The organism is Lujinxingia sediminis (genome assembly GCF_004005565.1).
GTDB lineage: Bacteria > Myxococcota_A > Bradymonadia > Bradymonadales > Bradymonadaceae > Lujinxingia > Lujinxingia sediminis.
This window is the reverse complement of record NZ_SADD01000001.1, coordinates 1331853-1353971: the sequence shown is the minus strand read 5'-3', so window position 1 is coordinate 1353971 and position 22119 is coordinate 1331853. Positions and strand designations below refer to the sequence as shown.

The window sequence follows — 22119 nt, the reverse complement described above, 5'->3', positions numbered from 1 at the left end:
CTCGGTTTTGCGCCAGATGAGAGCTGACCGGCGGCGATTGGAGAATTTGCCCGGGTGGCAGCATGCCACTCATCGACCTTTAAAGAGAGGGTACACATGCACAGTCAGGAATTTGGATATGATGGAACAAGCGGTGGGCCGGGTCTTGTCAGCCAGGCGCTTCCCGAGGAGCGTTTGAGCTTTTTGCGCCGCACCTACATGCACCTGGCCGGCGCGATCTTTGGGTGTGTGGCGTTTATCGCGCTCTTCTTGAAGTCGCCCTTCGCAGAGCCGGCGATTCAATTCATGATCTCCTCGAACTGGCTCATTGTGCTGGGGCTTTTCATTGGCGCGAGCTGGCTGGGGGACTGGATGGCGCTGAATGTGAAGTCGAAGGGGCTGCAGTATCTGGGGCTTGCGATCGGAGTGTCGGCCTACGGGATTTTGCTGACGCCGATGATTCTGATCGCGCAGTACCAGATCGGCGGGGCGATCCTGTTGCAGGCCGCCTTCTTAACCGCTGTGGTCTTCGCCGGAATGACGGCGGTGGTCTTTGTGACGGGCAAAGACTTTTCGATTCTGCGCGTGGGCCTTGCGGTGGGGAGTCTGGTGGCGCTGGGAGCGATTGTGGCCGGCACGATCTTTGATTTTAACCTGGGGCTGGGTTTTTCGATCGCGATGGTGGGTCTCTCGGCGGCTATGATCGTGTATCAGACGTCGAATATGGTGCACGTCTATCGGACCGATCAGCATGTGGCGGCCGCGCTGGCGCTCTTCAGCTCGATCGGGATGCTCTTCTGGTACATCCTGCGCATTCTGATGCTTTCGCGCGACTAGAGTTCTGAGCGTGGGAGCGTAGTGACGCGAAAGCCCCCCCGGCGCATCGAGCGCCGGGGGGGCTTTTTTGTGGGGCCTGGTAGACCGGAAAGGAAAAGAGCGTCAAAAGAAAGAAGGCGCCTCGCGTTGATGCGAGGCGCCTTCTTTTTGAATCTTTATGGAGCCGATGGGGATCGAACCCACGACCTCGTGACTGCCAGTCACGCGCTCTCCCAGCTGAGCTACGGCCCCGTTTTGAAACAGGTGTTAAATTGTATGGAGCCGATGGGGATCGAACCCACGACCTCGTGACTGCCAGTCACGCGCTCTCCCAGCTGAGCTACGGCCCCGGTTAGGGATGGTTGGCTCGGTGCGCCAACGGGGAGCATGTATACGGATGGGCGTTCGGGGTGTCAACGGGTTTTTGAGGAGTTTTTTCAGGTCGCCTCAATCCCGGTCAGTTCCCCCGAGTGCCATGGTGCATCCGGAGTGGATCAGGGCGTGCCTGGCGAGGTGGTGGAGCGGGCGGGGAGCCCGGCACTGCGACGGAGCTCGGTGAGGATGTCGCGGTAGCGTGCGGAGTCGGGATGCTCGCTTACCAGCTGCTGAAAGCGAGGGATGGCCTCTGCCGGGCTCCTGCCGTGAACGTCGAGGCGGGCATGGGCCAGGTTCACGTCGTAGTCGGGGATAATGGTGGAGACACGTGAGAGGAAACGGCGTCGGGTGCGCACGTCGAAGGCCTCGGCGTCTTCGATGCGCCAGCGCGTGAGCATTTCGTATTCGTAAGGAGCCAGCTGGAGTCGGGTGGGTTGAATGGTGTGTATGATCTCGGCGAAGCGGTAGCGCTGCAGGATGTCGAAGATCAGGGGGCTGGAGGGGGTTTGCCAGAGGGCGTTGTTCGTGATCAGGTTATGCTGGCGCAGCATTGGAATAACGTTGCCGCAGTGCTCACGGTACGAAGCGAATCGCGGCAGTGCGGGAGCGGTGGACGCTTCATCAAGGGTGATCGCGCCTCGTCGGAGTGCGGCGAGGAGTTCTTCAAGCGAGGTGGCGCAGGCCTCAAAGAGAGGGGAGCCAAGGGGGACAAAGCCACGCGGCCCGGTGGCGGGCACCAGCGCGGCGCTCACATCGTCGATGCGGGCCTGAAGGCTACGAGCGTCGATGGGCTCAGCGTCTGTGAATTGCGCCCGATTCGCCTCCTTGATGGCCTCGATAAGCGCCTGATGCTGCGCTCGAAGTTCCCGGGAGAGCTCTGGGGCTTCATCATGCACCTGGCGGGCACGTTGCAGCTCCTCGGCGTCGATGTTCAGGCTCGGGAAGTCTAAGCCGCTCTGAATCTGGGCAGCATCTTCATGCGCCCACTGTGGCTCGGGGGAAGGTCCGAAGTTTTTCCAGAGCAGGGCGCCGATGATGAGCAGCGCGCAGCCAGCCAGGGCAACGGCGATAGCCGGAGACATGGCGGGGGGGGCCGGCGGTCTGGGGGAATGCATGCAAACTCCACAAATGTGTTCGACAGCAGCAGGCGGGTGAATAAATCTTCACCCCTGCGGATTACGATCCGCGTTACACTATGGTATCCCGAGGCACCTTAGAGAAGAAAGCGTGTGCGGATCGTCTCCCTTGAAGAAGTCGCCCGGTGGCGTTGAGAGAGGACTATGTTAACCGAGATTTTGTTGGATTTCGCGCTGATCGGCGCGGAGTGGGTGCTGTGGCTGCTGATCCTGTTGAGCTTTGCCAACATCTACGTGGTGATCGAGAAGTTGCGCTTCTTCCATCAGCGAAAGGTCGATGTGCACGAGTTGCGCTTGAAGTTTGAGGAGCGTCTTCGAGCCGACGACTTCGACGCGGCTGCGAAGTTGCTTGAAGGTAACGACGCGATGGAAGCGCGCGTGGTGCTCTTCGGGATGCGAGGTCTGGACCGAGGGCCGGAGGCAGTCGAAGACCTTATGAACGGGGCGATGGCCTCGGAACGTACGCGTTATGAACGTTTGATAAGTCTGCTGGCGACTACGGGCAACAACGCTCCCTTCATCGGACTTTTTGGCACGGTGCTCGGGATCATCGGGGCCTTTGCCGCGCTGGGGGAGGCCTCCGAAGAGGCCAATCAACAGGTGATGGCGGCGATCTCTGAGGCTCTTGTTGCCACCGGGGTGGGGCTGCTGGTGGCGATCCCGGCCGTCATTATGTTCAACGTCTTTCGCCAGCGCGTGAAAAAGAGCGGGGCGCAGACCGAGTTGATGTCGCGAACCTTGTTGGCGCACCTGCGCCGCAATGACTGACGTTGAGGAGAGGTCATGGCAGGCATGTCTGGAGGCGATGACGACGACGTCATCTCCGCGATCAACATCACCCCCTTTGTCGATATCATTCTGGTCGTTTTGATCATCTTTATGGTCACGGCGACCTACATCGTGCAGTCGCAAATCCCGATCGATCTTCCCAAGGCCGCCTCGGGTCAGGCCGAGGTCAGCACCACGCTGGCATTTCAGGTCACGTCGGACGGGCAGTACGCGATGGACGGAGAGTTTTTGAGCCTGGAGGCGATCGCGGAGCAGGTGCGTGCTCAGTCCGGTGAGGATGCCGAGCTACGGGCGGTGATCGCCGCTGATAAAAAGGTGGAGTACGGCAAGGTGATTGACCTGGTGGATACGATCAAGCTGAACGGGATTGCGAAGTTCGCCCTCAACATCGACCGCAAAGAGCAGGCAGACGGTGAGCGCTGAGACGTCGAAGAAGCCGCGGCCGATGCATCACCTGGCAGATCCTCTCCAGGAGTCGAGGGTGGGGACCGGCCAGCGCACTCGTCGCATTGTAGTGGGCGTGCTCCTGACGCTGTTGACGCACGCGGCTGCCGGCTTCGGGCTGGTGACGTTTGCGCCTCTGCTTAACGTTAAACCCGCAGCAGAGGAGCCCGAGGACGAGCTCGTGGAAGTCGACTTTGATTACGTCGAGCCCGAACCTGAGCCCGAACCTGAGCCCGAGCCTGAGCCCGAGCCCGAACCCGAACCTGAATCCGAGCCTGAGCCCGAACCTGAGCCCGAACCTGAGCCCGAACCTGAGCCCGAGCCTGAGCCCGAGCCCGAGCCCGAACCCGAACCCGAACCTGAACCTGAACCCGAGCCTGAACCTGAACCCGAGCCTGAACCTGAACCTGAACCCGAGCCTGAACCTGAACCCGAGCCTGAACCTGAACCCGAGCCGCAGGCGGAGGCGGAGGAGGTGGATGACGAGGTCGCTGGCGCGATGGATCCGGTCCATCTGGATGGGTTGACGATGGAGTCGACGGTGGAAGGAGGGGACGGGCCTGCGATGAAGATTGGAGAGGGGATTGAATCAGGGCGGATCACCAACCGCTACGTGGATCCGAAGCGTTTTGGCGAGATCAAAACACGTCCAGGCGCCCGTGGGGATGGGCGTGGGACGGGGATGGGTGAGGGAAGCGCGTCGTCACCGGGGTGCGAGGACACTGAGGCCAAAGTGCTCAACCAGGTTGAGGCGGAGTACACCGTGCTTGCCAGGCGCCGAGGAGTGGAGGGGCAGGTTGTGTTTCTGGTGACCATCGGTCGAGACGGTCGCGCGTCATCTGTGGAGTTGGTCGACGGGCTGGGTTTTGGTCTGGATGAAGCCGCCGAGGCAGCGATCCGCCAGTGGAGATTTGAACCGGCGACGCGCAACTGCGAGCCTGTGAGCTCCCGACGTCGGGTAGCGTATGAGTTCGAGATCTCCGAGTACTGACGCGCCGTGGAAGGCAGGGCTGAAAGCGTTGCTTCCATGTGATCGGGCTGCTAAAGTCTCCTTATTCAAGAGGTTTCCGGGGTTGTGGGTAGCCGTTTCGTGTTCTGCGAACGCGGCTGCGCCGTTGTCGGGAGTGCGTCTCGGGCGCAGGTCTCGTCCTGCGCTTGAGCGACGCAAACAGGGAGGTTTTTGGCGTGTTGTGACGCTGTACGCCGCGATACCTGAACAAAAGTTCCACATTTTGTTTGACTCTGTGGATATGTGCAGTAATTCTTTGTTCAGTACTGAGCGAGTGAGCGGTATCTTCGTGAATCCACGGATGGAGGCGTCAAGATGCAGACCGAGAACCAAGAGCGAGCAGCCGAGAGCGGGCGACCGAAACGTTCGTTGGGGGCGATCCTGGAGCGTCATATGAAGCGAGAGGAGCGCAGAAAGTGGGAGTTTCCGCCGGACTACACCCACGGTGAGGTGAGTCTCGGTGAGGCGTACAGCACGCTTGGAGAGCGTTGGCTGGAGCAGGCCGTGTTCGTCAGCCGGGTGCGCGATGAGGTGCTCGGTGAAGTGGTTACGGTGGGGTGTTTTGAAGACTACTTCCTCACCGTGGAGCAGTGGGTTGAGGGCGACGTAGAGTCGTTGGAGGCCTGGTGGCAGTCGCGTTCGGCGGGGCGTTCGCGAAGTGTCGGGTTGAGTACGCTGGGCGATGGCGAACCTCTGGCTGAGCTGGCCATTGAGGTGAGCCCTGCGCGCCTGCAGGCCCTGGAGCAGGGCGTGCTGGGTGTCACGCGGGAGGGAGGGGTGGCTGATGAGTCGCGGGCCGGCCGGCAGCGTCGTGCTCGCGTGGATCTGTTGAGTCTGATCGCGTTGACTACGCGCCTGGCGGAGCGGGACGCGGTGGCCTGACGTTGGGGCCCAGGCACTGATTGGGGGCAGCGAAAACCTCCCCGGCTTGAGGGAGATGTGCCTCGCGTCTAGGATGCGCCCGGTCGCGGCAGGGAGCCGCGCCAGGTGATTTCAATGACGAGGTGAGGCGTTGACACGCGTTGATGAAGGTCAGGAGACGTTGCGGCGGGGTGGAGTGTGGTGGCCGCATCGTCAGGTGGAGCTTCCCGAGGAACTTCCGGCGATTGATGTGTTGATCCCGGTTCTTAACGAGGAGGAGAGCCTGCCGCTTGTGTTGGATGCCATCCCGAAGGCGTGGGTACGTCGGGTTGTGGTGGTGGATAACGGCAGTGAGGATCGCAGCGCGGCGCGTGCGCGAGAGCGGGGCGCCGAGGTTGTTCAGGAGCTTCAGCGTGGGTACGGCGCGGCATGTTTGCGCGGGCTTCGTCATCTTGCTGAGGACCCGCCTGATGTGGTGGTATTTCTGGATGGGGATTTCAGCGATTTCCCTTCTGAACTTCCAGGGGTGGTTGAACCGATTTTGAAGGGGGAGGCCGAGCTTGTGATCGGGAGTCGAACTCTGGGAGCGCAGGAGCAGGGGGCGCTGCTGGTGCAGGCGGTTGTCGGCAACAAGCTGGCGTGCGTGTTGATGGAGTTGATGTATGGCTACCGGTTTTCGGATCTGGGGCCTTTTCGTGCGATCACCTGGGAGGCGTTGCAGGGGCTGAGGATGCGCGATGAGGATTTTGGCTGGACGGTTGAGATGCAGATCAAGGCCGCTCGTCAGGGGATAGGGGCGGTGGAGGTTCCGGTGAGTTATCGCAAACGCGTTGGGGTCTCGAAGATCACCGGGACGCTCAAGGGTACGGCACTGGCGAGTTATAAGATCCTCTATACGCTCTTTGCCCAATATGCCCTGGAGGTCACGGAGGCCGGGCATAGAGGGGGCTCGGATGCTTGAGATGGCACACGATGAGATCGTGATCTTTGCGAAGGCACCCGAGGCCGGGCGGGTGAAGACGAGGTTGCAGCCCGAACTCAGTGCGGATGAGAGCGCCACGCTATACCGGGCGTTTGTGAACGACGTTCTCGAACTGGTGGGTGGTTGGGCCGGGCGAGAGCCGGGGCGTCGTGCGACGCTGGCCTGGAGTGGGCCGGATGATGGCGCGATGTTTCAGGCTACCGATCGACTCGACATCATTAAGGTGGAGCAGGGAGAGGGGGACCTGGGCACCCGGATGCGCCGGGCGATCGAGGGTGCGCGAGCGCGGGGAGCGGGACGCGTTGTGATTGTCGGCACGGATTCGCCGACGCTCTCAGAAGAGCATCTCGAACGGGCGTTTGAGGTGTTGCTGCAACACGATGTGGTCTGGGGGCCGTCGTTTGATGGAGGCTACTACCTTGTAGGTGTAGAGGCCCTGCGAGCACCGGAGGGCCTCGATGCTGAGAGCGTGATATTTGAAGATATCGCGTGGAGCACAGCGTCGGTGCTGACGCAGAGTTGGGAGCGCGCCAACGAGGCGGGTCTCTTGTCGGAATTGTTGGGCTTCTGGTACGATGTTGACACCTTCGAGGATGTCAAAATGCTCGAATTTCATCTCCTGGAGTACTTAGAGCGCCAGGGTTTTGAAGGGGCTCGACATACCCGAGAGGTGCTTTTAACGTGGCGTCATAGCGGTCGGTTAACGCGCTGAGGCGCGGGCCGGTACCTGCGAGTCAGCAGGCTTTTCAACTTCCTCCATCGGTCAGGATAGCTCGTGAGTGAAAAAGGTGTTCGTCAGTGCGCCGCAGGGACGGTCTTGTTCCGAGAAGGCGAGGAAGGCAATCGGATGTATGTGATCAAGTCCGGGAGCGTGCGTCTGACCAAACGGATTCATGACACCGAGATGGTGGTCGAAGATCTCGGCGCTGGCGAGTTCTGCGGGGAGCTGGCAATGCTCGGGGAGCCGCGCCGCCCGGTAAGCGCCGTTGTCACCGAGGATGCCTCGGTGATTCAGGTCGACACGGAACAGTTCGGGGAGATGATCCGGGAGAACTCCGACATCGCCCTGCGGATGCTCAAGAAGCTGACCCAGCGTCTGACCCGAGCGCAGTACCGGGTTACCAACCTTGTGCTGCGTACCAATAAGGCTCGTGTGTTGCATCAGCTTCGCGCAGAGACCCAGCGGGTTAAGCGCGTTGAGGGGGCCGGGGAGTCGGCGCCGATTCCGGCGAATCTGGCCGACGTGCTCGCGCTGGAGATCGGTGAGGTTAAGCAGATTCTCAACGACCTTGTGCGCGATGAGTTGATCCTCATCGATCGCCGGGGCTATTTCGAGATTCTGGATGGCGAGGCATATGATCGTTACCTGCGCTATCTGGAACTGCAAGACCGCTTCGCGTTCCATTGAGCGTGACAAAGAGCGATTTGCATCGTTGGGAGGGGATGAAACGTCGGCTTTTTGAGCAGAATCGTTTTACGATCAAGCTGGGTCTGGAGCGGATGCGCGCGGCGTTCAGAGCCGAGGGGCATCCGGAGCAGTGCGCGCCAGCGATTGTGGTTGCGGGCACCAACGGTAAGGGGACAGTGGCGTCTTCGTTGGGCGCGATTCTCGGGGCGCACGGCCTTCGGGTAGGGTTGTATACGAGTCCGCACCTGGTGGGGTTTGAGGAGCGTTTCCGGGTGGGCGGCGTGCCGTTGACGCCGGCGCAGGTGCTGCCGGTGCTGGAGGACGTGTATGCGCGTTATGGGGATGTGACACGTGTGGGGGAGGATGCGCTGACCTTTTTTGAACTCACAACGTTGATGGCCGCGCGCCTCTTTAAGGCGCAGCATGTGGATGTGGCGATTTATGAGGTTGGGTTGGGCGGGCGTCTCGACGCGGTCAATGCAATCGAGCCGGCGTTGAGCATCATTACGACCATCGATCGCGATCATGAGGCTTATCTGGGGGATACGCTGGCTGCGATTGCCGGAGAGAAGGCCGGAGTGATGCGGGCGGGGGTTCCGGTGGTGATTGGCGAACAAGAGCATCCCGAGGCGTTTGAGGTGCTGTGGGCGCGCGCTTCGGTGGGGCCGCGTTACGCGCCGACGTTGACGGACGAGGGGGAGACGGATTTGGAAGACGGTCGGTCGTGGGTGGCGCGAAGGCATCACGTTACGGCGCGCTGTGCAGCGCGTGTGTATCTGGGAGACGACTATGATGAGGATGCCGTGCAACGGGGATTGAAGTTCTGGCGTTGGCCGGGGCGTGTGGAGCGTCGGACGGTCGCCGGGGTGGACGGCGTTGTGACAGGCCTGCTTTTGGATGCAGCTCACAATCCGGCGGGGATTGCGGCGTTGCGTTCGGAGCTGCTTACCGGGCGCATCGGTGAGGTGGGAGGGGTTGTATGGGGGGCTCTCGAAGACAAGAGGCAAGAAGGGCTGGATGCGTTGCTCTCGGAGTTGGGAGTGGGCGTCTGGGCAGTGAGAATTAACACGTCTCGGGCGCTTAGTGAGGAAGGGTTGCGCGGATATGTGCCTGCATCGCTTTTGCGTGGTGTTGGGGATGCGGCGCAGTGTTTACGCCAGGCCATCGCTGCATGCGATGAGGGCAAGATCGTGCTGTGTTTTGGCTCGATTTACCTGCTGGGCGAACTCTATGAGGCGATGGGGCTGGGGGCGGCTGACATGGTCACGGAGCACGTGGACATGGCCGGTTGAGCTTTGTTGAATTTCGGGGGGCGGTGATTATCTTCGGCCATGTTCACAGTTGGAGTGCGGCCGAGACTGCGTGTCGTCTGCCGTGCTCGCCCTAAAGGAGTGTCCTATGGTTGAGCAGAACGAGTTTGAGTCGAACCCGGAGAAAACCGCCTACCATGACAACAAGCGCGAACTTCTGCGTCGTGGTCGTGAGAAAGGTGAGTTGACCTGGAGTGAGATTCTCGAGGCGCTTCCTCAGGAGCATCTCGGCGAGGTGGAGATGGAAGTCTTCTTGTTCACCTGCCGACAGATGGGGATTGAGGTGAAGGGCGCTCCGAGCTGAGCGCGAGCCCCCCATGTCTGGCACATCTCAAAGCAAAAAAGCCGGCCCGAATGGGCCGGCTTTTTTGCTGGGATCACAACCTCCCGAGAAGGGAGGTTGTGGGTGTGGTGCGTTCAGTTTCCGCTGTCGGAGCGGTTGCCGTAGAAGGTGCCGTCCAGAATGGAGGGCTGGCTCTCGGTGCTGAAGCGGAACTCAGCTTCCCACTTGCAGCGAAGCTCGGGGGTGCCCAGGGTCTGGATGAAGGGCAGCGGGTAACCAGGCCAGCCGCTGCTCGCCGAGGAGCCCGGCGGGTAGACCGCGGGCTGGTAGATCTCGCAGGGCTCGCCAGCAGGGCTGCCAATGCGGAAGTTGTCGCTGGAGTCGGCAACCAGGCTGTCGTTGACGTAGTCGCGGACGGTGTCAGCGGCCTCATCCTGAAGCAGTTCGCAGGCTTGTACGACGGCGCTGTAGAACGTATCGCCTGGATCGCCGACCCTTGCAGCCAGAGCTTCGCAGTCGATGAGTTCACTGAGCATCGCCTCAAGGGAGTCGATGGGGGTCGGAGCATCGGCGAAGAGACGGGGGAGGAGGACCTTCTCGATGACGGCGAGAATGAGGTTGCCGTACTGAAGGGTCAGCGGGTGTTTGTCGATTTCCAGAGCGGTGGCGCCGATCATGGTCGCGCCGAAGTTGCCGAAGACCGCGCTGCCGTTTTCGCCGACGTCGTAGGAACGAATGCGAACCTCGGAGCAGGAGGCAGGCTGGCCTTCGCAACCCGCACTCCAGGTCAGGACGATGTCGTTCCAGAGCTGGCGGTTGTTTTCGGGGAGAAGGACTGCGGTGGCCTGACCGCTGGCCAGGTCGATGGCAGGTTGCTCGTCGATGATGATGGAACCTTCGACAACGAAGGCTTCGAGCATGCTCGTGACATCACCAATGATATCGCGGCCTTCGTTGACCCAATCAGGCAGGAGTCCGTCCAGGGTGTCGTCCAAGAAGTCGAGCGCAAGTGCAAAAAGAGAGCTGTTTTGTAAGTCTCGAAGCGTGTCGCCAATCCCGCCGAGGGAATCGCCAGCGTAGTCGAGCAGGAAGTCGAGGAGTCCTCGAGTGCCATCGCCACAATAAGACTGCGTGGCCGGGCAGCCCAGGATGAAGCGCGCGGGGCTTTCGGCCAGCGTGGCGATGAGGTCGATCACGTCGACGACTGAAGGCGGAAGGCCACTGCGCAGGTCAAAGGCGTGGGTGACCTGGTAGGTGCCGGCGATGGTGGGGAAGTAGTCGAAGAGCTCGATCTCGACGACGGTGCTCACGCCGTTTTGTACGGGCGGGTTGTTCTCGGAGCAGCCGACGGCGACATTGACTTCGCGGGTGCCGACATTCTGAATCGCCGAGCCGATGATGGTGTAGGCGGTGTTGTTGGCGACCGAGGGCAGGATGACGTCGTTAATGGAGCCATCGGCGTTGACGGTAGCGTTGCGCACGAAGTCGGCGCTGGGCCACAGGCCGTCACGGTTGAAGGCTTCTTCGGCCGCGTCGCAGGTGACGGTGGGGGGGAGGAAGAGAGTCTCGACGGAGTCGAGTACGGCCGAACCGTTGTGCTCGTACTCCACGATGTAGGAGGCGGAGTCCTTGGCGTTGATGCCCATGTTGAATTCAACGGCATTGACGCCTTCCTGGTCCACGGTGGCTTCTACGCGGATGGTGCCGGTGGCGGTGTTGGGGTCGCCGCCGGTGCGGACGGTGGTCGAGGCAACGCCGTTGTCGTCGGTGATATCGTTCGCCGCCGAGAGGGTCGCGCCCTGGGCGCCGACCACGGTTTCAAGGGCAAAGCCGATCATCGCGTTGCGGATGGGGTTTCCGTCGGCATCGACCAGGCGCACCGAGATGGTGGCCGAGTCCTGGACCGCCAGGGTGCGGGTGCAGGCAAGCTGTGCGGGGTCGCAAGGCTCAACGTGCTCCAGGCGGCTGGTGCCGGGGATGTCGGGTTGCTGGTGATCGCGAGGGTCATCGTCGCCGGGGACGTTTACCGTGCTCTCACCGCAGGCCATCGTCAGCGAGAGGCCGCCGGCGGCCAGCAACGCGAGCAACTTTGTTGAATAGCTTCCCATCATTTCCTTCCTCCGCAACACGCCGAAAACGACGTGTTGTTCGTGGTGAATTGGCACGTCGGGAGACGTGCAAGCGTAAATCCAGGTGCAAGTGCAGCAGCGAAGCGTTGCGCGGGCAGAAAACATCGCTGCCTGCTGAGCTTATACTGTAGGTTAGCCGTGAGTATACCGAGGGGGTGTCGCCGGTCAAGGCGGCGATGAGGTTCGCGTAAAACCTTGTTGAGCCGGGGATCGCCCTAAAAATGAGGAAGTTAGAGGGGCTCGGTCTGCTGAAGCCAGGCCGGAGGGGAGGTGGCCTTTTGAAAGAGGGCTTCGGGCGAGATCGCCGGGCTGAAGTAGAAGCCCTGGCCGTAATGGCAGCCCATCGTGCGTAAGAGGCGCCACTGTTCCCGGGTCTCGATGCCCTCGGCCAGGGCGTGCATGGCAAAGCTCTGGGAGAGGGTGACGATGGAGCGCACGATGCTGGCATCGCGCTCGTCGCCGGGGAGGTCTTTGACGAAGGAGCGGTCGATCTTGAGGGTCTGGACCGGGAGTTGTTTGAGGCGCTCCAGCGAGGAGTAGCCAGTGCCGAAGTCGTCGATGGCAACGCGCAGGCCGTGATCGCGAAGCCGGCGCACGACGCGGGCGGTGTGCTCCGGATCGGCAAGGATGGCCGATTCTGTGAGTTCGAGGGCGAGGCGCTCCGCCGGGATGCGCGCATTGGAGAGCGCGGCGAGAATACGTTCGACGATGTCGCTGCGTAGAAATTGGAGTGGCGAGAGGTTGACGGCGACCGAGACGTCGAGGCCGTCGTGTTGCCACTGCGCGATTTGTTGGCAGACGCGCTCAAGGACCCAGTCGCCCAGCGGTACGATCAGGCCGGACTCTTCGGCCGCCGGGATGAACTCAGCCGGGGAGATGGTGTGGCCTTCGGCATTGGTCCAGCGCAGGAGGGCTTCGGCACCGGTAATACGGCCGCTATGAAGATCGATGATGGGCTGGTAGGCGACGCGAATCTCGCCGCGTTCCACGGCACCATGGAGTTGGGATTGCAGCGCGAGGCGGCGTTGCTGGCGCTCGGCGAGCTCACCGGCGTACAGGGAGAAGTTTGCCGGGCCGATGTCTTTGGCGTGAGAGAGGGCGCGATGGGCCTGTTTGAGCAGGGTGGTGGCGTCGGTGGCGTCGCGGGGGAAAGCGGCGATGCCGATGCTGGCGCTCAAAAAAGAGTCCTGGCCTTTGATGCTGAAGGGGCGACTGAATGCGCTCTGGATGGTGTGGGCGTGAGATTCCAGCGAGTCAATCTGAGGGGAGGGCATAAAGACGACAAACTCATCGGCGCCGATTCTGGCGAGGATGGCATCGGGGGGCATCAGGGATTGCAGGCGGTCGCGGGCGTCGAGGAGCAGGGCATCGCCAGCGTCATGGCCGAGGATGTCGTTGACCAGGTGGAAGCGGTCCAGGTCGACGTAGAAGAGAGCGGCGCTGGCATCGGGGTGTTGGAGGATATGGGCCTCGATGGCTTCGATGAGGCCGTGACGGTTGGGAAGTGTGGTGAGGCTGTCGTTGTAGGCCAGGAAGGTGAGGCGGTCCTGGGCGATCTTCTGAGCGGTGATATCTGAGATGACGCCGGTGATGGCCACCGGGGTGTGGTCGGCGTCGCGTTCGACGTGACCGCGGTCTTCGAACCAGCGGGTGCGTTCATCGTTGCGATGGATGCTGCGGTAGCGCACAACGTAGGTCTCATCACGCGCGATGGCGTGCTCGATGGTGCGGGTGATGACGTCACGATCGTCGGGGTGAATGCGGGAACGCCAGAGCTGGGTGTCTTCGTAGAAGGCGCGGGCGGGGTAGCCGAGCAGGCGCTCGGTGGCCGGGCTGATGAAGGTGGTGGCGAAGTCGGGAAGGCTTGTGCGGTAGAGGATGTCCGGCACGGTGTCGATGACATCGCGAAAGCGGGCCTCCGAGGTTCGCGCTTCCAGTAGGAGGGCGTGGCGGTGCAGCGCGACGCCGAGCTGGCGAGCCACGGCGTTGAGCATTGTGATGTGGCGCGGAGAGAGTTGGCGTTGAGCGTCGCGCGTGGCGATGATGAGCGCTCCGCAGGGCTTTTCGTCGCGCACGATGGGGACGCCGGCAACGCGGCCTACGCCCTGGTCACGGTAGTAATCGGAGATGTCGGGGAAGTGGCGAGAGGTCAGGGTGCCGCTCTCCACGAGATCCGCTGCGAAGTCGAGGTTTGCGGAGGCGTCGTCTTCGCGGGGCAAGCCGCGGTTCCATATGATGCTCAGGGTCGAAGCGTCGGGGGTGCAGAGGGCGATCTCGCCGAGCTCGAATTCGGTGAGTTCGGAGGCGGCACGAAGCGCTTTGTCGCCGAGTGTGGTGATGTCGCTCTCGCTGGCCAGCTCTTCAATGACGGCGCCGATGCCTTCGAGATGCGCCTCAGCGCGGCGGACGTCTCCGATGTTGAGGAAGTCGGCGACATAGCCGGTAAGTTGGCCATCATCATCAAAGAGGGGGGCGAGCGTGAGGTGGACTTCGACGTGATGCTCGTGATGGATGGGATAGGCGAGTTCGGCGGCGAAGCTGCCATTGGAGCGAGCCCGCGTAAGTGCGTGGTCCAGGGCCAGGGGCTCGCGGCTGTCAAGGTGGTTCAGTGGGCCCAGGGATGTGCCGAGGAGCGCGCTGGCGGGTTGGTGAAGCAGGCGGCAAAGGGCGGGGTTTACGTCGACGAGCGCGCCCTGAAGATCGATGAGCGCGACGCCGTTGGCCATTGTGTCGATGATGCGGCCAATATGAGCGTCGCGGGTCACAAGCTGACGTTCTACCGAGTAGAGTGCGGCGAGGTGATGGCGCAACAACACGTAGAGAAGCAGCCCGCTGGAGATGATAAAGAAGAGGCCTTTCAGGGTCTGTGCGAGTTCGCGGGAGGCGGGGGCGGTAAAGAGGGCGTTGACCAGCGAATCGCTTACGAGAATCCAGAGGGCCGCGAGCAGAATATAGGCAAGGGCCAGGCGGCGATTGAACCTTCGAGATGACTCACGAGGAGGGGGAGGGCTGACGAACTCGGTGGGCGAGGTCAGCGCGCTCAGGCGACCGGTAGCGCGCGGATCGCGTGAGGATCGCGGATCAGATGGGCGCGCGTGATCGTGGGCGTTCATCGGGGAGGGGCCTGTGAGGGTAGTTTCAAAAGACGACTTCAGCATAGCAAGAAGATCTGCTGTGCGGTCAACTTACAAGAGCAGCGTGGATGGAGGCTCGATCAAAAAAACCCGGCGAGGGCCGGGTTTACACAGTCAACACCATCGCAAATTAGAGCGGTCGGGAGCAATTCAGGTCATAGCGATGAGTGGTATCCCATCGAGTTTGGAAACAGCGGACCGCCGAGAGGTTCTTAGCGCTGAAGTGAGCGTGATGCAACTTTCTTTCGAGAGTTGGGAATAAAAAAGGCCGCGCGATGTATGCGCGGCCCTTTCGGGTAGGTTTAAGCTGTGGGTAGCACCGGCCCGCCTGATGGCGGGCCGGTGTGGTGTTCAGGGCAGGTAGGCCGTCCAGACGAGGTTGTCGATGGTGACCTGACCGCCGGCGATGGAGCGAATCTCCAGGTCGAAAGCGCCGGCGACGTTGATGTTTTCGACGAAGAACTCAACGATGGTCGGGTCGGCACCGCTGACGTTGCCAAAGACCTGGGAGGTTCCGATGGAGGCGCCGTTGACGAAGACCTCGACCTGACGGTTGGCACCGCCGGTGAAGGCTTTCTTCATATCGAAGCGAATCGAGCTGATGCCGCCTTCGATGCCCTGGGCGGTGAGCGACTTGTCGCCGCTGCCGCCGAACATCAGGCCGGTGCCGTCGATGGCATAATCAGATTGGGTGGAGTCATCGACCAGACGCCCACCGGTGTAGTTCCAGGTAAATCCGGCGTCGGCTGCAAAGCTACCGGAACCGTAGGTGTTGCCGGGTCCGTTGAAGTTGTCAAAAGACTCCGAGAGTTCGCTGGGGGCCTCGGCGATGGAGACCGGAACCATGAGGGTGTCGCCACCAAGGGAGACTTCCACGGTGTAGTCGCCAGCGCCTTCATCGAAGGTCAGTGAGAAGCTGGCGCTGCGTTCACCCTCGTTGACGGTGATGTTGGCCGGGAAGGTCAGCGTGGAGGTTTCGGGGAGCAGGTTAATGCTTACCGTCTCGCCAGCAGCGTCGGCCGGGATGTTGAGCGCGAGTTCAAATTGCACCTGGTCGCCGATGAAGGCCGTCTCGGTGGAGGCCGAGAAGGACTCGAGCTGGCGGGCGCTCGCGCTGTTGTAGGTGAAGAGCGAAGAGCTGAGGGTGACCTCATTAAGCGTTGCGCTAAGGGTCGTCTCGGCGTCGGGGGTCGAGGAGCTGAGTTCCACATCAACCGAGAGCTGGCCAGCCTCGATGACGACGCTGGGCGGGCCGGAGACAATGCCCGCCGGCGCGTAGCTCAGAGCGACGGTGGTGTCGGCCTCCGCGGCCCGGTTAAGCGAGATGGTCACCGTGGTGGTGACGCCAGCGTCGGCCGAGACGAAGAGGGGTGAGGGCTCAAGGGTGGCCAGGTAGGGCGGGCCGGAGATGACATCAAACTCGGAGCGAGGTTCGATCTTGGAGTTTTCGTTGGCCCAGCGAAGTACGCCGGTGATGCTGGCGAACTCCTCGCCGACCTCAGGCTTGGGATCGATCGTGTAGATGAGGTTGTTGACGCGGACCTGGCTGTCGATCACGAACTCAAAATCGTTGCTTCCCTGGCCGGGGCCTGCATCCGGAGCGTTGTCGGTGACGGTGACGTTCTCGACGCGGACGAGCACGCCTTCGAGGGCCTCTTGAAGCGAGCCATCGTTGGCGATATCGGCCGGGTTCACGACGACGGGAGCGGGAAGCGGGTAGTCGCTCTCGAGGACTTCGATAGTTGCGACGTTGGCGACCTGGACCTGGCCGAAGAAGAGCGAGGTGGAACCGGTAAGGTTGATGAGATCGCCAACCCGGGGCTGGACGCTGCCGCCGCGGTTGTAGACGTAGATGCCGCTGAACTCGGCACCTTCGTAGTCATTGGTGTTGTTGGGGTCGACCTGCACAAAGAAGCTCTCACCCTCGGCTACTGCCGTGACGATGACACCTTCGAAGGTAGCAAGGGCACCGGGGGCGGTGCTGCCGTCTTTGAGGTCGTAGATGGAGCCGGGGCAGGCTGCGCCGTCGCCAAGGAACGTGCCGGGGCAGGGGCTGCAGGCGTCGCCGAACTCATCGCCGGAGGTGTTCTCCTGGCCGGGGTTGTAGTGAACCGGGCAGTTGTCGGTGTCGTTGGCTTCGCCGTCGCCGTCGAGGTCGTTGGGGTCGACACCGGTGCAGCTCGGATCTTCGCTTAAGGGACAGGGGTCGCAGATGTCGCCGAGGCCGTTGCCGTTGGTATCGGCCTGGGTCGAGCCGTCCATGGGGCGTATGGGGTTGAAGAAGGCCGGGCAGTTGTCGACGGCGTCGGGGACGCCGTCGCCGGAGGTGTCGGTGGTATCGCTGAGCCCGGTGTATTCGTTGGGGCGGAAGGGCATGCAGCTGGGCTCGTCTTCGGGCTCGCCGCAGAAGAAAAGCTCGTAGGCGTTGGAGCTGACCGCCGAGCGGATGTCGCTCAAGGACTTACCGGCGTCGAGTTCGACGCAGAGGCGGCGGCCGCGTTCGCAGACGTCAAGCATCTCGCATCCGTCGAGTTCGGCGCTCTCGACGAGCTCTTCGATGAGCGCGGCGTCACCGTAGAGGGGCTCGCCACCGCGCATGACGAGCACGATGTCGGCGATTTCGGCGTCGATGACCGAGCGGTAGGGGAGGCGGTCGGTTCCGTCGAAGATGGTGATGTCGGCGATGTAGCCTTCCTGGAGGCGGCCGATCTGATCACCGGCGTTCATGGCGTCGGCGGCGTTGGCGGTGACCATCTCCCAGAGCTCTTGTTCGGTGAAGGTTTCATCGAAGTAGAGGCGGTTGAGGTAGTCGGCGCATTGCAGCTCGCGGAGCATGTTCATCGACCCGCTGGCGGACCAGTCAGTGCCCAGGGTGATGGGGACACCGAACTTCTTGAAGAGGGGGGCCTGGGCGGTGTTGCCGTAGAGGTCGATGTTGGTACGTGCTGACCAGACAAGGGTGGCGCCGCGCTGGGCCATCAGGGCGACGTCTCGGGTCGAGAGGCCGATGCCGTGAATGATGGCGGTGTTGTCCTGGATGAGATCGCTTCCGGAGGCACCGGAGAGGCAGCGGAACTCATTCTGGGCCTCCGGATCGATGCCTTCGGAGAGGTGCGGCAGGTAGGTGCCGGCGCTGAGGCGGCTCTCATTGTCGATGGAGGGGTAGTCGCAACCGGAGGCGCGCAGCGTGCCGTTGGAATCGCCCAGGGGGAAGGTGCGGTAGAGGACGTCCACACCGCTTAATCCCTCGGTGAAGCTGGTGTTGTCGAGGTTGCGCAACATGCCGTCGGCATTGCCGCTGCCCACCGACCCGACGATGCTGGTGGCGCCGCCGAAGAGCATGCGCAACTCGCCGTAGAGGATGCCCTCGTGGCTGTTGTCGGAGCCGGGGCTGGTGTTGATTTGATCGTGTCCGCGAAGTCCGCGGCGCCAGTCGTGGCGGTGATCGAAACGCTCTTCGCCGTGGGGCTGGGGGCGAGAGAGGGAGTAGGTGATGTGATCGTGGGGGTTGATAAGCCCGGGGGAGATGACGCCGGTGGGGCAGGAGATGATCGTGGCGTCTTGAGCTTCGGGCTCGTCGGCGCAGCCGCAGCCCGAACAGGTGATCTGGCGGTTGGGGCTCTGATCATCGAGGAGCAGGGAGCCCTCGTGGTAGATTTCGTCGCCGGCCAGGATGGTGCCGCGGATCAAGATGTTGTCGGAGCTTCCGGGGATGACGACGCAGCGCTCACCAGCAGGAGGAGCGGGCATGGGCTCGTCGCAGGCGATGGCGCCTTCGGGAGGATCGGTGGGGTCGACGTCTGGATCGACGTCGGCGTCAGGATCGGGCTCGACGTCAGCGTCCGGGCCGACATCGGCGTCGGGGCCTGCGTCGGTTTCGACGTCGGGGCGATCCTCGGGTTCGGGATCGTCGCCACAGGCACCAAGGGCCAGTGAGGCTGCGAGCAGCAGCGTGAGAGGAAAGAGCAGCGGTGAGCGTACGGACCGGGCATGCGACATGGGGAGATACCTCAAGTGAGTCATTCCGTAGGGCGACGCGTTTTGCTGATGTTAAAGTAGCGAAATCTCAGCTGGAGTTCATATCAGGGAGCGCGACTGGCTCGCAGGTGGACGGGGGGTGTGTAGCGCAAGCGGGGGGCTTTTGCTGTCACGGCTGTGTGAACTTTAGAGAAGGGTAAGGGGTGGGATGGAGGCCGGGGTACAGCCTGCGGAGTGCCTTTTAGCGAGTTGAAGTCGAAGGATCAAGGGGAGGGCGTCGGGGTTATTACGCCGGAAGCTATCGTTGATGTCGCTCTCAACGGAGCTGGCCAGAGGGCGACGATAGCTTGCCGCGAGGTAGGGCAGAGGCGATGCGATCAGTGGAAATCACGCGATCGGACTTTGGGAGGGCCGCTCTCCAGGCGAGGGCGCCAGAGCTGATCGGCGATCAGGTGGGTAACGCCCTGTTCGTGCTGAATGGTGCCGGAGATGCCGATAAAGGGAGTGGTTCTGGCGAGGACAGCGAAGCGCTCGAAGACGCGGGGATAGATGATGATGTTAGCCAGACCGGTCTCGTCTTCGAGGGTCATAAAGACGACGCCGGAGGCGGTGGAGGGGCGCTGACGGCAGATGACCAGGGCGGCAAAGTGGGTGCGCGTTTTGTGCGGCAGGTCGCTCAGTTGCTCGGCGCTGGGAAGGTTCTGGGCCGTGAGCAGGGGGCGTAGCTCCTGGAGGGGATGTCCGCGGGTGCTGTGAAAGGAGGAGCGGTGATCCCATTCAATGGCTTCCAGGCGGCTAAGCTGCTTGAAGGTGGGGGCGGGATCGCGAAGGTCGATCGGCAGTGAGAGGGTATCGAGTTCTGTGGGGCGGCCGGTGATCTCCCAGAGGGCCTGACGACGAGTGACCCCGATGGAGGAGAGGGCGCCGGCGCGGGCCAGGCGTTGGTGGTCGTTGGCGCTAAGGTCGGCGCGGCGCATCAGATCGTCGACGCTCTTAAAGTGCCGGTCACGTCGGGTCTCCATGAGGCGTTCGGCGGCCTGGCGAGAGAAGCCGCGCAGCTGGCGAAGTCCCATGCGCAGCGCAAAGTCGAAAGGCGGGGTGTCGGTGGGCTCCAGGGTGCAGTCCCATTCGGAGAGGTGAACATCGATGGGGCGAACCTCTACGCCGCGGCGGCGCGCGTCTTCGACGATGGTGGAGGGGCTGTAAAAGCCCATGGGCTGAGCGTTGAGCAGCGCGGCGGCGAAGACCACCGGGTGGTGGCAGCGCAGCCAGGAGGTTGCGTAGGCCAGAAGGGCGAAACTTGCGGCGTGGCTCTCGGGGAAGCCGTAGTCGGCAAAGCCCTGGATCTGGCTAAACACGCGTTCGGCGAAGTCGGGCTCAATGCCTTTTTGGATCATACGAGTGATGAGACGTTCGCGGTGGCGCTCGATGCGGCCATGTTGCTTCCAGGCGGCCATGTCGCGACGAAGCTGGTCCGCTTCGCCCGGGGTGTAGTCGGCGGCGGCGATGGCAAGTTTCATGACCTGTTCTTGAAAGAGGGGGATTCCGAGCGTGCGCTCGAGCACCGGCACCAGGCTTTCGTGGGGGTAGTCGACGGGCTCAAGTCCCTGGCGGCGACGCAGGTAGGGGTGGACCATATCACCGGTGATGGGGCCGGGGCGCACCAGGCTGATCTCGATCACAAGATCATAATAGGTGCGGGGTTTGAGGCGAGGGAGCATGGCCATCTGGGCGCGGCTCTCGATCTGGAAGACGCCCAGGGTGTCGCCGCGGCAGATCATGTCAAAGGTGGCCGGATCTTCGGTGGGGATCGAGGCCAGGTCGAGGTAGCGCTGGTGATAGTGCTCCAGAAGTTTGAAAGCGCGGTCGATCATGGTGAGCGCGCCCAGGCCCAGGAGGTCGACTTTAAAGAGCCCGAGGGCCTCCACATCGTATTTATCCCACTGGATGACGGTGCGGTCTTCCATGGAAGCGTTTTCGACCGGGACAAGATCGCTGACGAGCTCTTCGGCCAGGATAAAACCGCCGGGGTGGATGGAGAGATGGCGGGGGAAGTCGAGGATGGCGTTGGTGAGTGTTTCCAGGTGGCGGTGCAAAGGGAGGGTAGGGTCGAGCTCGGCCTGCTCCCAGGTCTCGGTGCCGAGCTGGCCGCGGTGGCCGAGGAGGCGGGCGAGCCTGTCGACGAGAGCCTCCGGCAGTCCGAGGGCTTTGCCAACATCGCGAACCGCCGAGCGGGGGCGGTAGCGAATGACGTTGGCGACCATCGCCGCGCGCTGGCGGCCGTAGCGGGTGTAGACGTGTTGGATGACTTCTTCGCGGCGCTCATGGGCGATATCCAGATCGATGTCGGGAGGCTCGGCGCGCTCCGGAGAGATGAAGCGCTCAAAGAGAAGGCCCATACGCACCGGGTCGACAGCGGTGATTCCCAGGCAGAAGCAGACCGCGGAGTTGGCTGCCGAACCGCGCCCCTGGCAGAGGATGTTGTGGGAGCGACAGAACTCGACGATCTCTTTCATCGTCAGAAAGTAACCGGCGTAGTGGAGCTGTGCGATGATGCCCAGCTCGCGCTCGACCTGGGTGAGGACCTCTTTAGGGATGATGCCATCGTAGCGCTGGCGCGCGCCTTTCAGCGTGAGCGCGCGCAGCCAGGAGTCGGGGGTGTGGTTTTCGGGGAGCTCTTCGATGGGATAGGAATAGCGCAGCTCGCCCATGCTGAAGGTGCAGCGGTGGGCGATCTCCAGGGTGCGCTCAAGGAGGTCGGGGCGGTCGGCGAAGCGCCGCGCCAGATCGGCCTGAGGGGTCAACGTGTAGAGAGCGTTGGGGCGTAAAAGGTTGCCGGCTCGGGAGAGCTCGGTGGTGTGACGGATGCAGGTCAGAATGTCCTGGAGGGGGCGGCGAACGGGGTGATGGTAGAGCACCTCGGTGGCACCAACGCAGCTCAGGCCGTAGCGTTCAGCCCGGGCGAGGATGAGGGGCTCGCGGGCCTGCTCATCTTCGGTCTGATGACGGGTGATCAGGGCGTAAAGGCGATCGCCAAAGGCCTCGCCGAGCAAGAAAGCTGTGGCGTCGGGCAGCTCGCTTTGCCAGAGCAGGCTTTCTGGGCCGCCCCACAGCGCGATGAGGTCTTCGGCGTGATCGGCGACCTCCTGCCAGCTGACCTGGCTCTTGCCTTTTTCGCAGCGGAGCCGTCCGCGGGTGATCAGCGCGCCGAGGTTGGCGTAGCCCCGACGCGTCTGGGCCAGGAGGACGATGGAGGTGCCGTCGTTGATGGTGACTTGCGATCCGACAATGAGCTTGAGGTTGAGCTGTTGGGCACGCTGAAACGCGCGCACCGCTCCGTAGACCCCGTCGCGGTCGCAGATCGCCAGGGCGCTCAGGCCGAACTCGGCGCATTGCTCAACGAGCTCCTCAGGGTGGCTTGCCCCTTCGAGAAAAGAGCTGTTGGATTTGTTGAAGAGGGGGATGTAGGTCATGGCGAAAGAGCGG

General features: G+C 62.4%; 15 protein-coding genes and 2 tRNA genes. 10 read left to right on the top strand and 7 right to left on the bottom strand.

The features are described from left to right. Positions 1-96: 96 nt before the first annotated feature. On the top strand, positions 97-816 hold the full coding sequence (locus EA187_RS05480; protein WP_115602522.1) for a Bax inhibitor-1/YccA family protein: 720 nt from the start codon (positions 97-99) through the stop codon (positions 814-816). Between the two features lie 158 nt (positions 817-974). On the opposite strand, the gene EA187_RS05475 is transcribed toward EA187_RS05480, so the two are convergent. From EA187_RS05475 to EA187_RS05465, 3 genes are all read right to left on the bottom strand, one after another. Next, positions 975-1047 (bottom strand) — tRNA-Ala (locus tag EA187_RS05475). Positions 1048-1072: 25 nt separating this feature from the next. After that, positions 1073-1145, bottom strand: a tRNA-Ala gene (locus EA187_RS05470). Positions 1146-1289: 144 nt separating this feature from the next. Beyond that, positions 1290-2285: a hypothetical protein gene (locus EA187_RS05465; protein ID WP_127779429.1), complete on the bottom strand. Its 996-nt coding sequence runs from the start codon at positions 2283-2285 to the stop codon at positions 1290-1292. A gap of 165 nt (positions 2286-2450) precedes the next feature. Between EA187_RS05465 and EA187_RS05460 the strand changes: the two genes are divergently transcribed. From EA187_RS05460 to EA187_RS05420, 9 genes are all read left to right on the top strand, one after another. Next, positions 2451-3074: a MotA/TolQ/ExbB proton channel family protein gene (locus EA187_RS05460; RefSeq protein WP_127779428.1), complete on the top strand. Its 624-nt coding sequence runs from the start codon at positions 2451-2453 to the stop codon at positions 3072-3074. Between the two features lie 15 nt (positions 3075-3089). After that, a complete protein-coding gene (locus EA187_RS05455; protein ID WP_127779427.1) occupies positions 3090-3518 on the top strand; it encodes an ExbD/TolR family protein in 429 nt (142 codons plus the stop codon). After that, positions 3508-4530, top strand: coding sequence for an energy transducer TonB (locus tag EA187_RS05450; protein ID WP_127779426.1), 1023 nt, complete (start codon positions 3508-3510; stop codon positions 4528-4530). The genes EA187_RS05455 and EA187_RS05450 overlap by 11 nt, the downstream gene beginning before the upstream one ends. A 333-nt stretch (positions 4531-4863) precedes the next feature. Beyond that, positions 4864-5430 (top strand): hypothetical protein, encoded by a 567-nt coding sequence (locus EA187_RS05445; protein WP_115602527.1) that lies wholly within the window; start codon positions 4864-4866, stop codon positions 5428-5430. A gap of 130 nt (positions 5431-5560) precedes the next feature. Beyond that, entirely contained in the window at positions 5561-6370 is an 810-nt protein-coding gene (locus EA187_RS05440) for a glycosyltransferase family 2 protein (protein WP_206524191.1), read from the top strand. Position 6371: 1 nt separating this feature from the next. Further along, complete coding sequence (locus EA187_RS05435) at positions 6372-7103, top strand: TIGR04282 family arsenosugar biosynthesis glycosyltransferase (RefSeq protein ID WP_164856028.1); 732 nt, start codon at positions 6372-6374, stop codon at positions 7101-7103. Between the two features lie 63 nt (positions 7104-7166). Further along, positions 7167-7799, top strand: a complete 633-nt coding sequence (locus EA187_RS05430; RefSeq protein WP_115602529.1) for a Crp/Fnr family transcriptional regulator — start codon at positions 7167-7169, stop codon at positions 7797-7799. A 35-nt stretch (positions 7800-7834) separates the two neighbouring features. Beyond that, positions 7835-9091, top strand: coding sequence for a bifunctional folylpolyglutamate synthase/dihydrofolate synthase (locus tag EA187_RS05425; protein ID WP_127779424.1), 1257 nt, complete (start codon positions 7835-7837; stop codon positions 9089-9091). A 106-nt stretch (positions 9092-9197) separates the two neighbouring features. Further along, complete coding sequence (locus EA187_RS05420; RefSeq protein WP_115602531.1) at positions 9198-9413, top strand: RNA polymerase sigma factor region1.1 domain-containing protein; 216 nt, start codon at positions 9198-9200, stop codon at positions 9411-9413. Between the two features lie 113 nt (positions 9414-9526). On the opposite strand, the gene EA187_RS05415 is transcribed toward EA187_RS05420, so the two are convergent. The 4 genes from EA187_RS05415 to EA187_RS05400 form a co-directional block, all read right to left on the bottom strand. After that, positions 9527-11500, bottom strand: a complete 1974-nt coding sequence (locus tag EA187_RS05415) for an Ig-like domain-containing protein (RefSeq protein ID WP_164856026.1) — start codon at positions 11498-11500, stop codon at positions 9527-9529. Positions 11501-11751: 251 nt separating this feature from the next. Next, positions 11752-14679 (bottom strand): sensor domain-containing protein, encoded by a 2928-nt coding sequence (locus EA187_RS05410; RefSeq protein WP_127779422.1) that lies wholly within the window; start codon positions 14677-14679, stop codon positions 11752-11754. 327 nt (positions 14680-15006) lie between these two features. Then, the gene (locus EA187_RS05405) at positions 15007-18654 is read right to left on the bottom strand and encodes an amidohydrolase family protein (protein ID WP_164856024.1); all 3648 of its coding nucleotides are present in this window, start codon (positions 18652-18654) and stop codon (positions 15007-15009) included. Between the two features lie 356 nt (positions 18655-19010). Next, positions 19011-22106, bottom strand: a complete 3096-nt coding sequence (locus EA187_RS05400) for an error-prone DNA polymerase (RefSeq protein WP_127779420.1) — start codon at positions 22104-22106, stop codon at positions 19011-19013. Positions 22107-22119 lie beyond the last annotated feature (13 nt).

Bases quoted from the DNA above. Each gene is read 5' to 3' on its own strand.
- EA187_RS05465 (WP_127779429.1), bottom strand. From the start codon at position 2,285: ATGCATTCCCCCAGACCGCCGGCCCCCCCCGCCATGTCTCCGGCTATC.
- EA187_RS05400 (WP_127779420.1), bottom strand. From the start codon at position 22,106: ATGACCTACATCCCCCTCTTCAACAAATCCAACAGCTCTTTTCTCGAA.
- EA187_RS05425 (WP_127779424.1), top strand. From the start codon at position 7,835: ATGAAACGTCGGCTTTTTGAGCAGAATCGTTTTACGATCAAGCTGGGT.
- EA187_RS05415 (WP_164856026.1), bottom strand. From the start codon at position 11,500: ATGGGAAGCTATTCAACAAAGTTGCTCGCGTTGCTGGCCGCCGGCGGC.
- EA187_RS05445 (WP_115602527.1), top strand. From the start codon at position 4,864: ATGCAGACCGAGAACCAAGAGCGAGCAGCCGAGAGCGGGCGACCGAAA.
- EA187_RS05405 (WP_164856024.1), bottom strand. From the start codon at position 18,654: ATGTCGCATGCCCGGTCCGTACGCTCACCGCTGCTCTTTCCTCTCACG.
- EA187_RS05455 (WP_127779427.1), top strand. From the start codon at position 3,090: ATGGCAGGCATGTCTGGAGGCGATGACGACGACGTCATCTCCGCGATC.
- EA187_RS05460 (WP_127779428.1), top strand. From the start codon at position 2,451: ATGTTAACCGAGATTTTGTTGGATTTCGCGCTGATCGGCGCGGAGTGG.
- EA187_RS05435 (WP_164856028.1), top strand. From the start codon at position 6,372: ATGGCACACGATGAGATCGTGATCTTTGCGAAGGCACCCGAGGCCGGG.
- EA187_RS05420 (WP_115602531.1), top strand. From the start codon at position 9,198: ATGGTTGAGCAGAACGAGTTTGAGTCGAACCCGGAGAAAACCGCCTAC.
- EA187_RS05410 (WP_127779422.1), bottom strand. From the start codon at position 14,679: ATGCTGAAGTCGTCTTTTGAAACTACCCTCACAGGCCCCTCCCCGATG.
- EA187_RS05480 (WP_115602522.1), top strand. From the start codon at position 97: ATGCACAGTCAGGAATTTGGATATGATGGAACAAGCGGTGGGCCGGGT.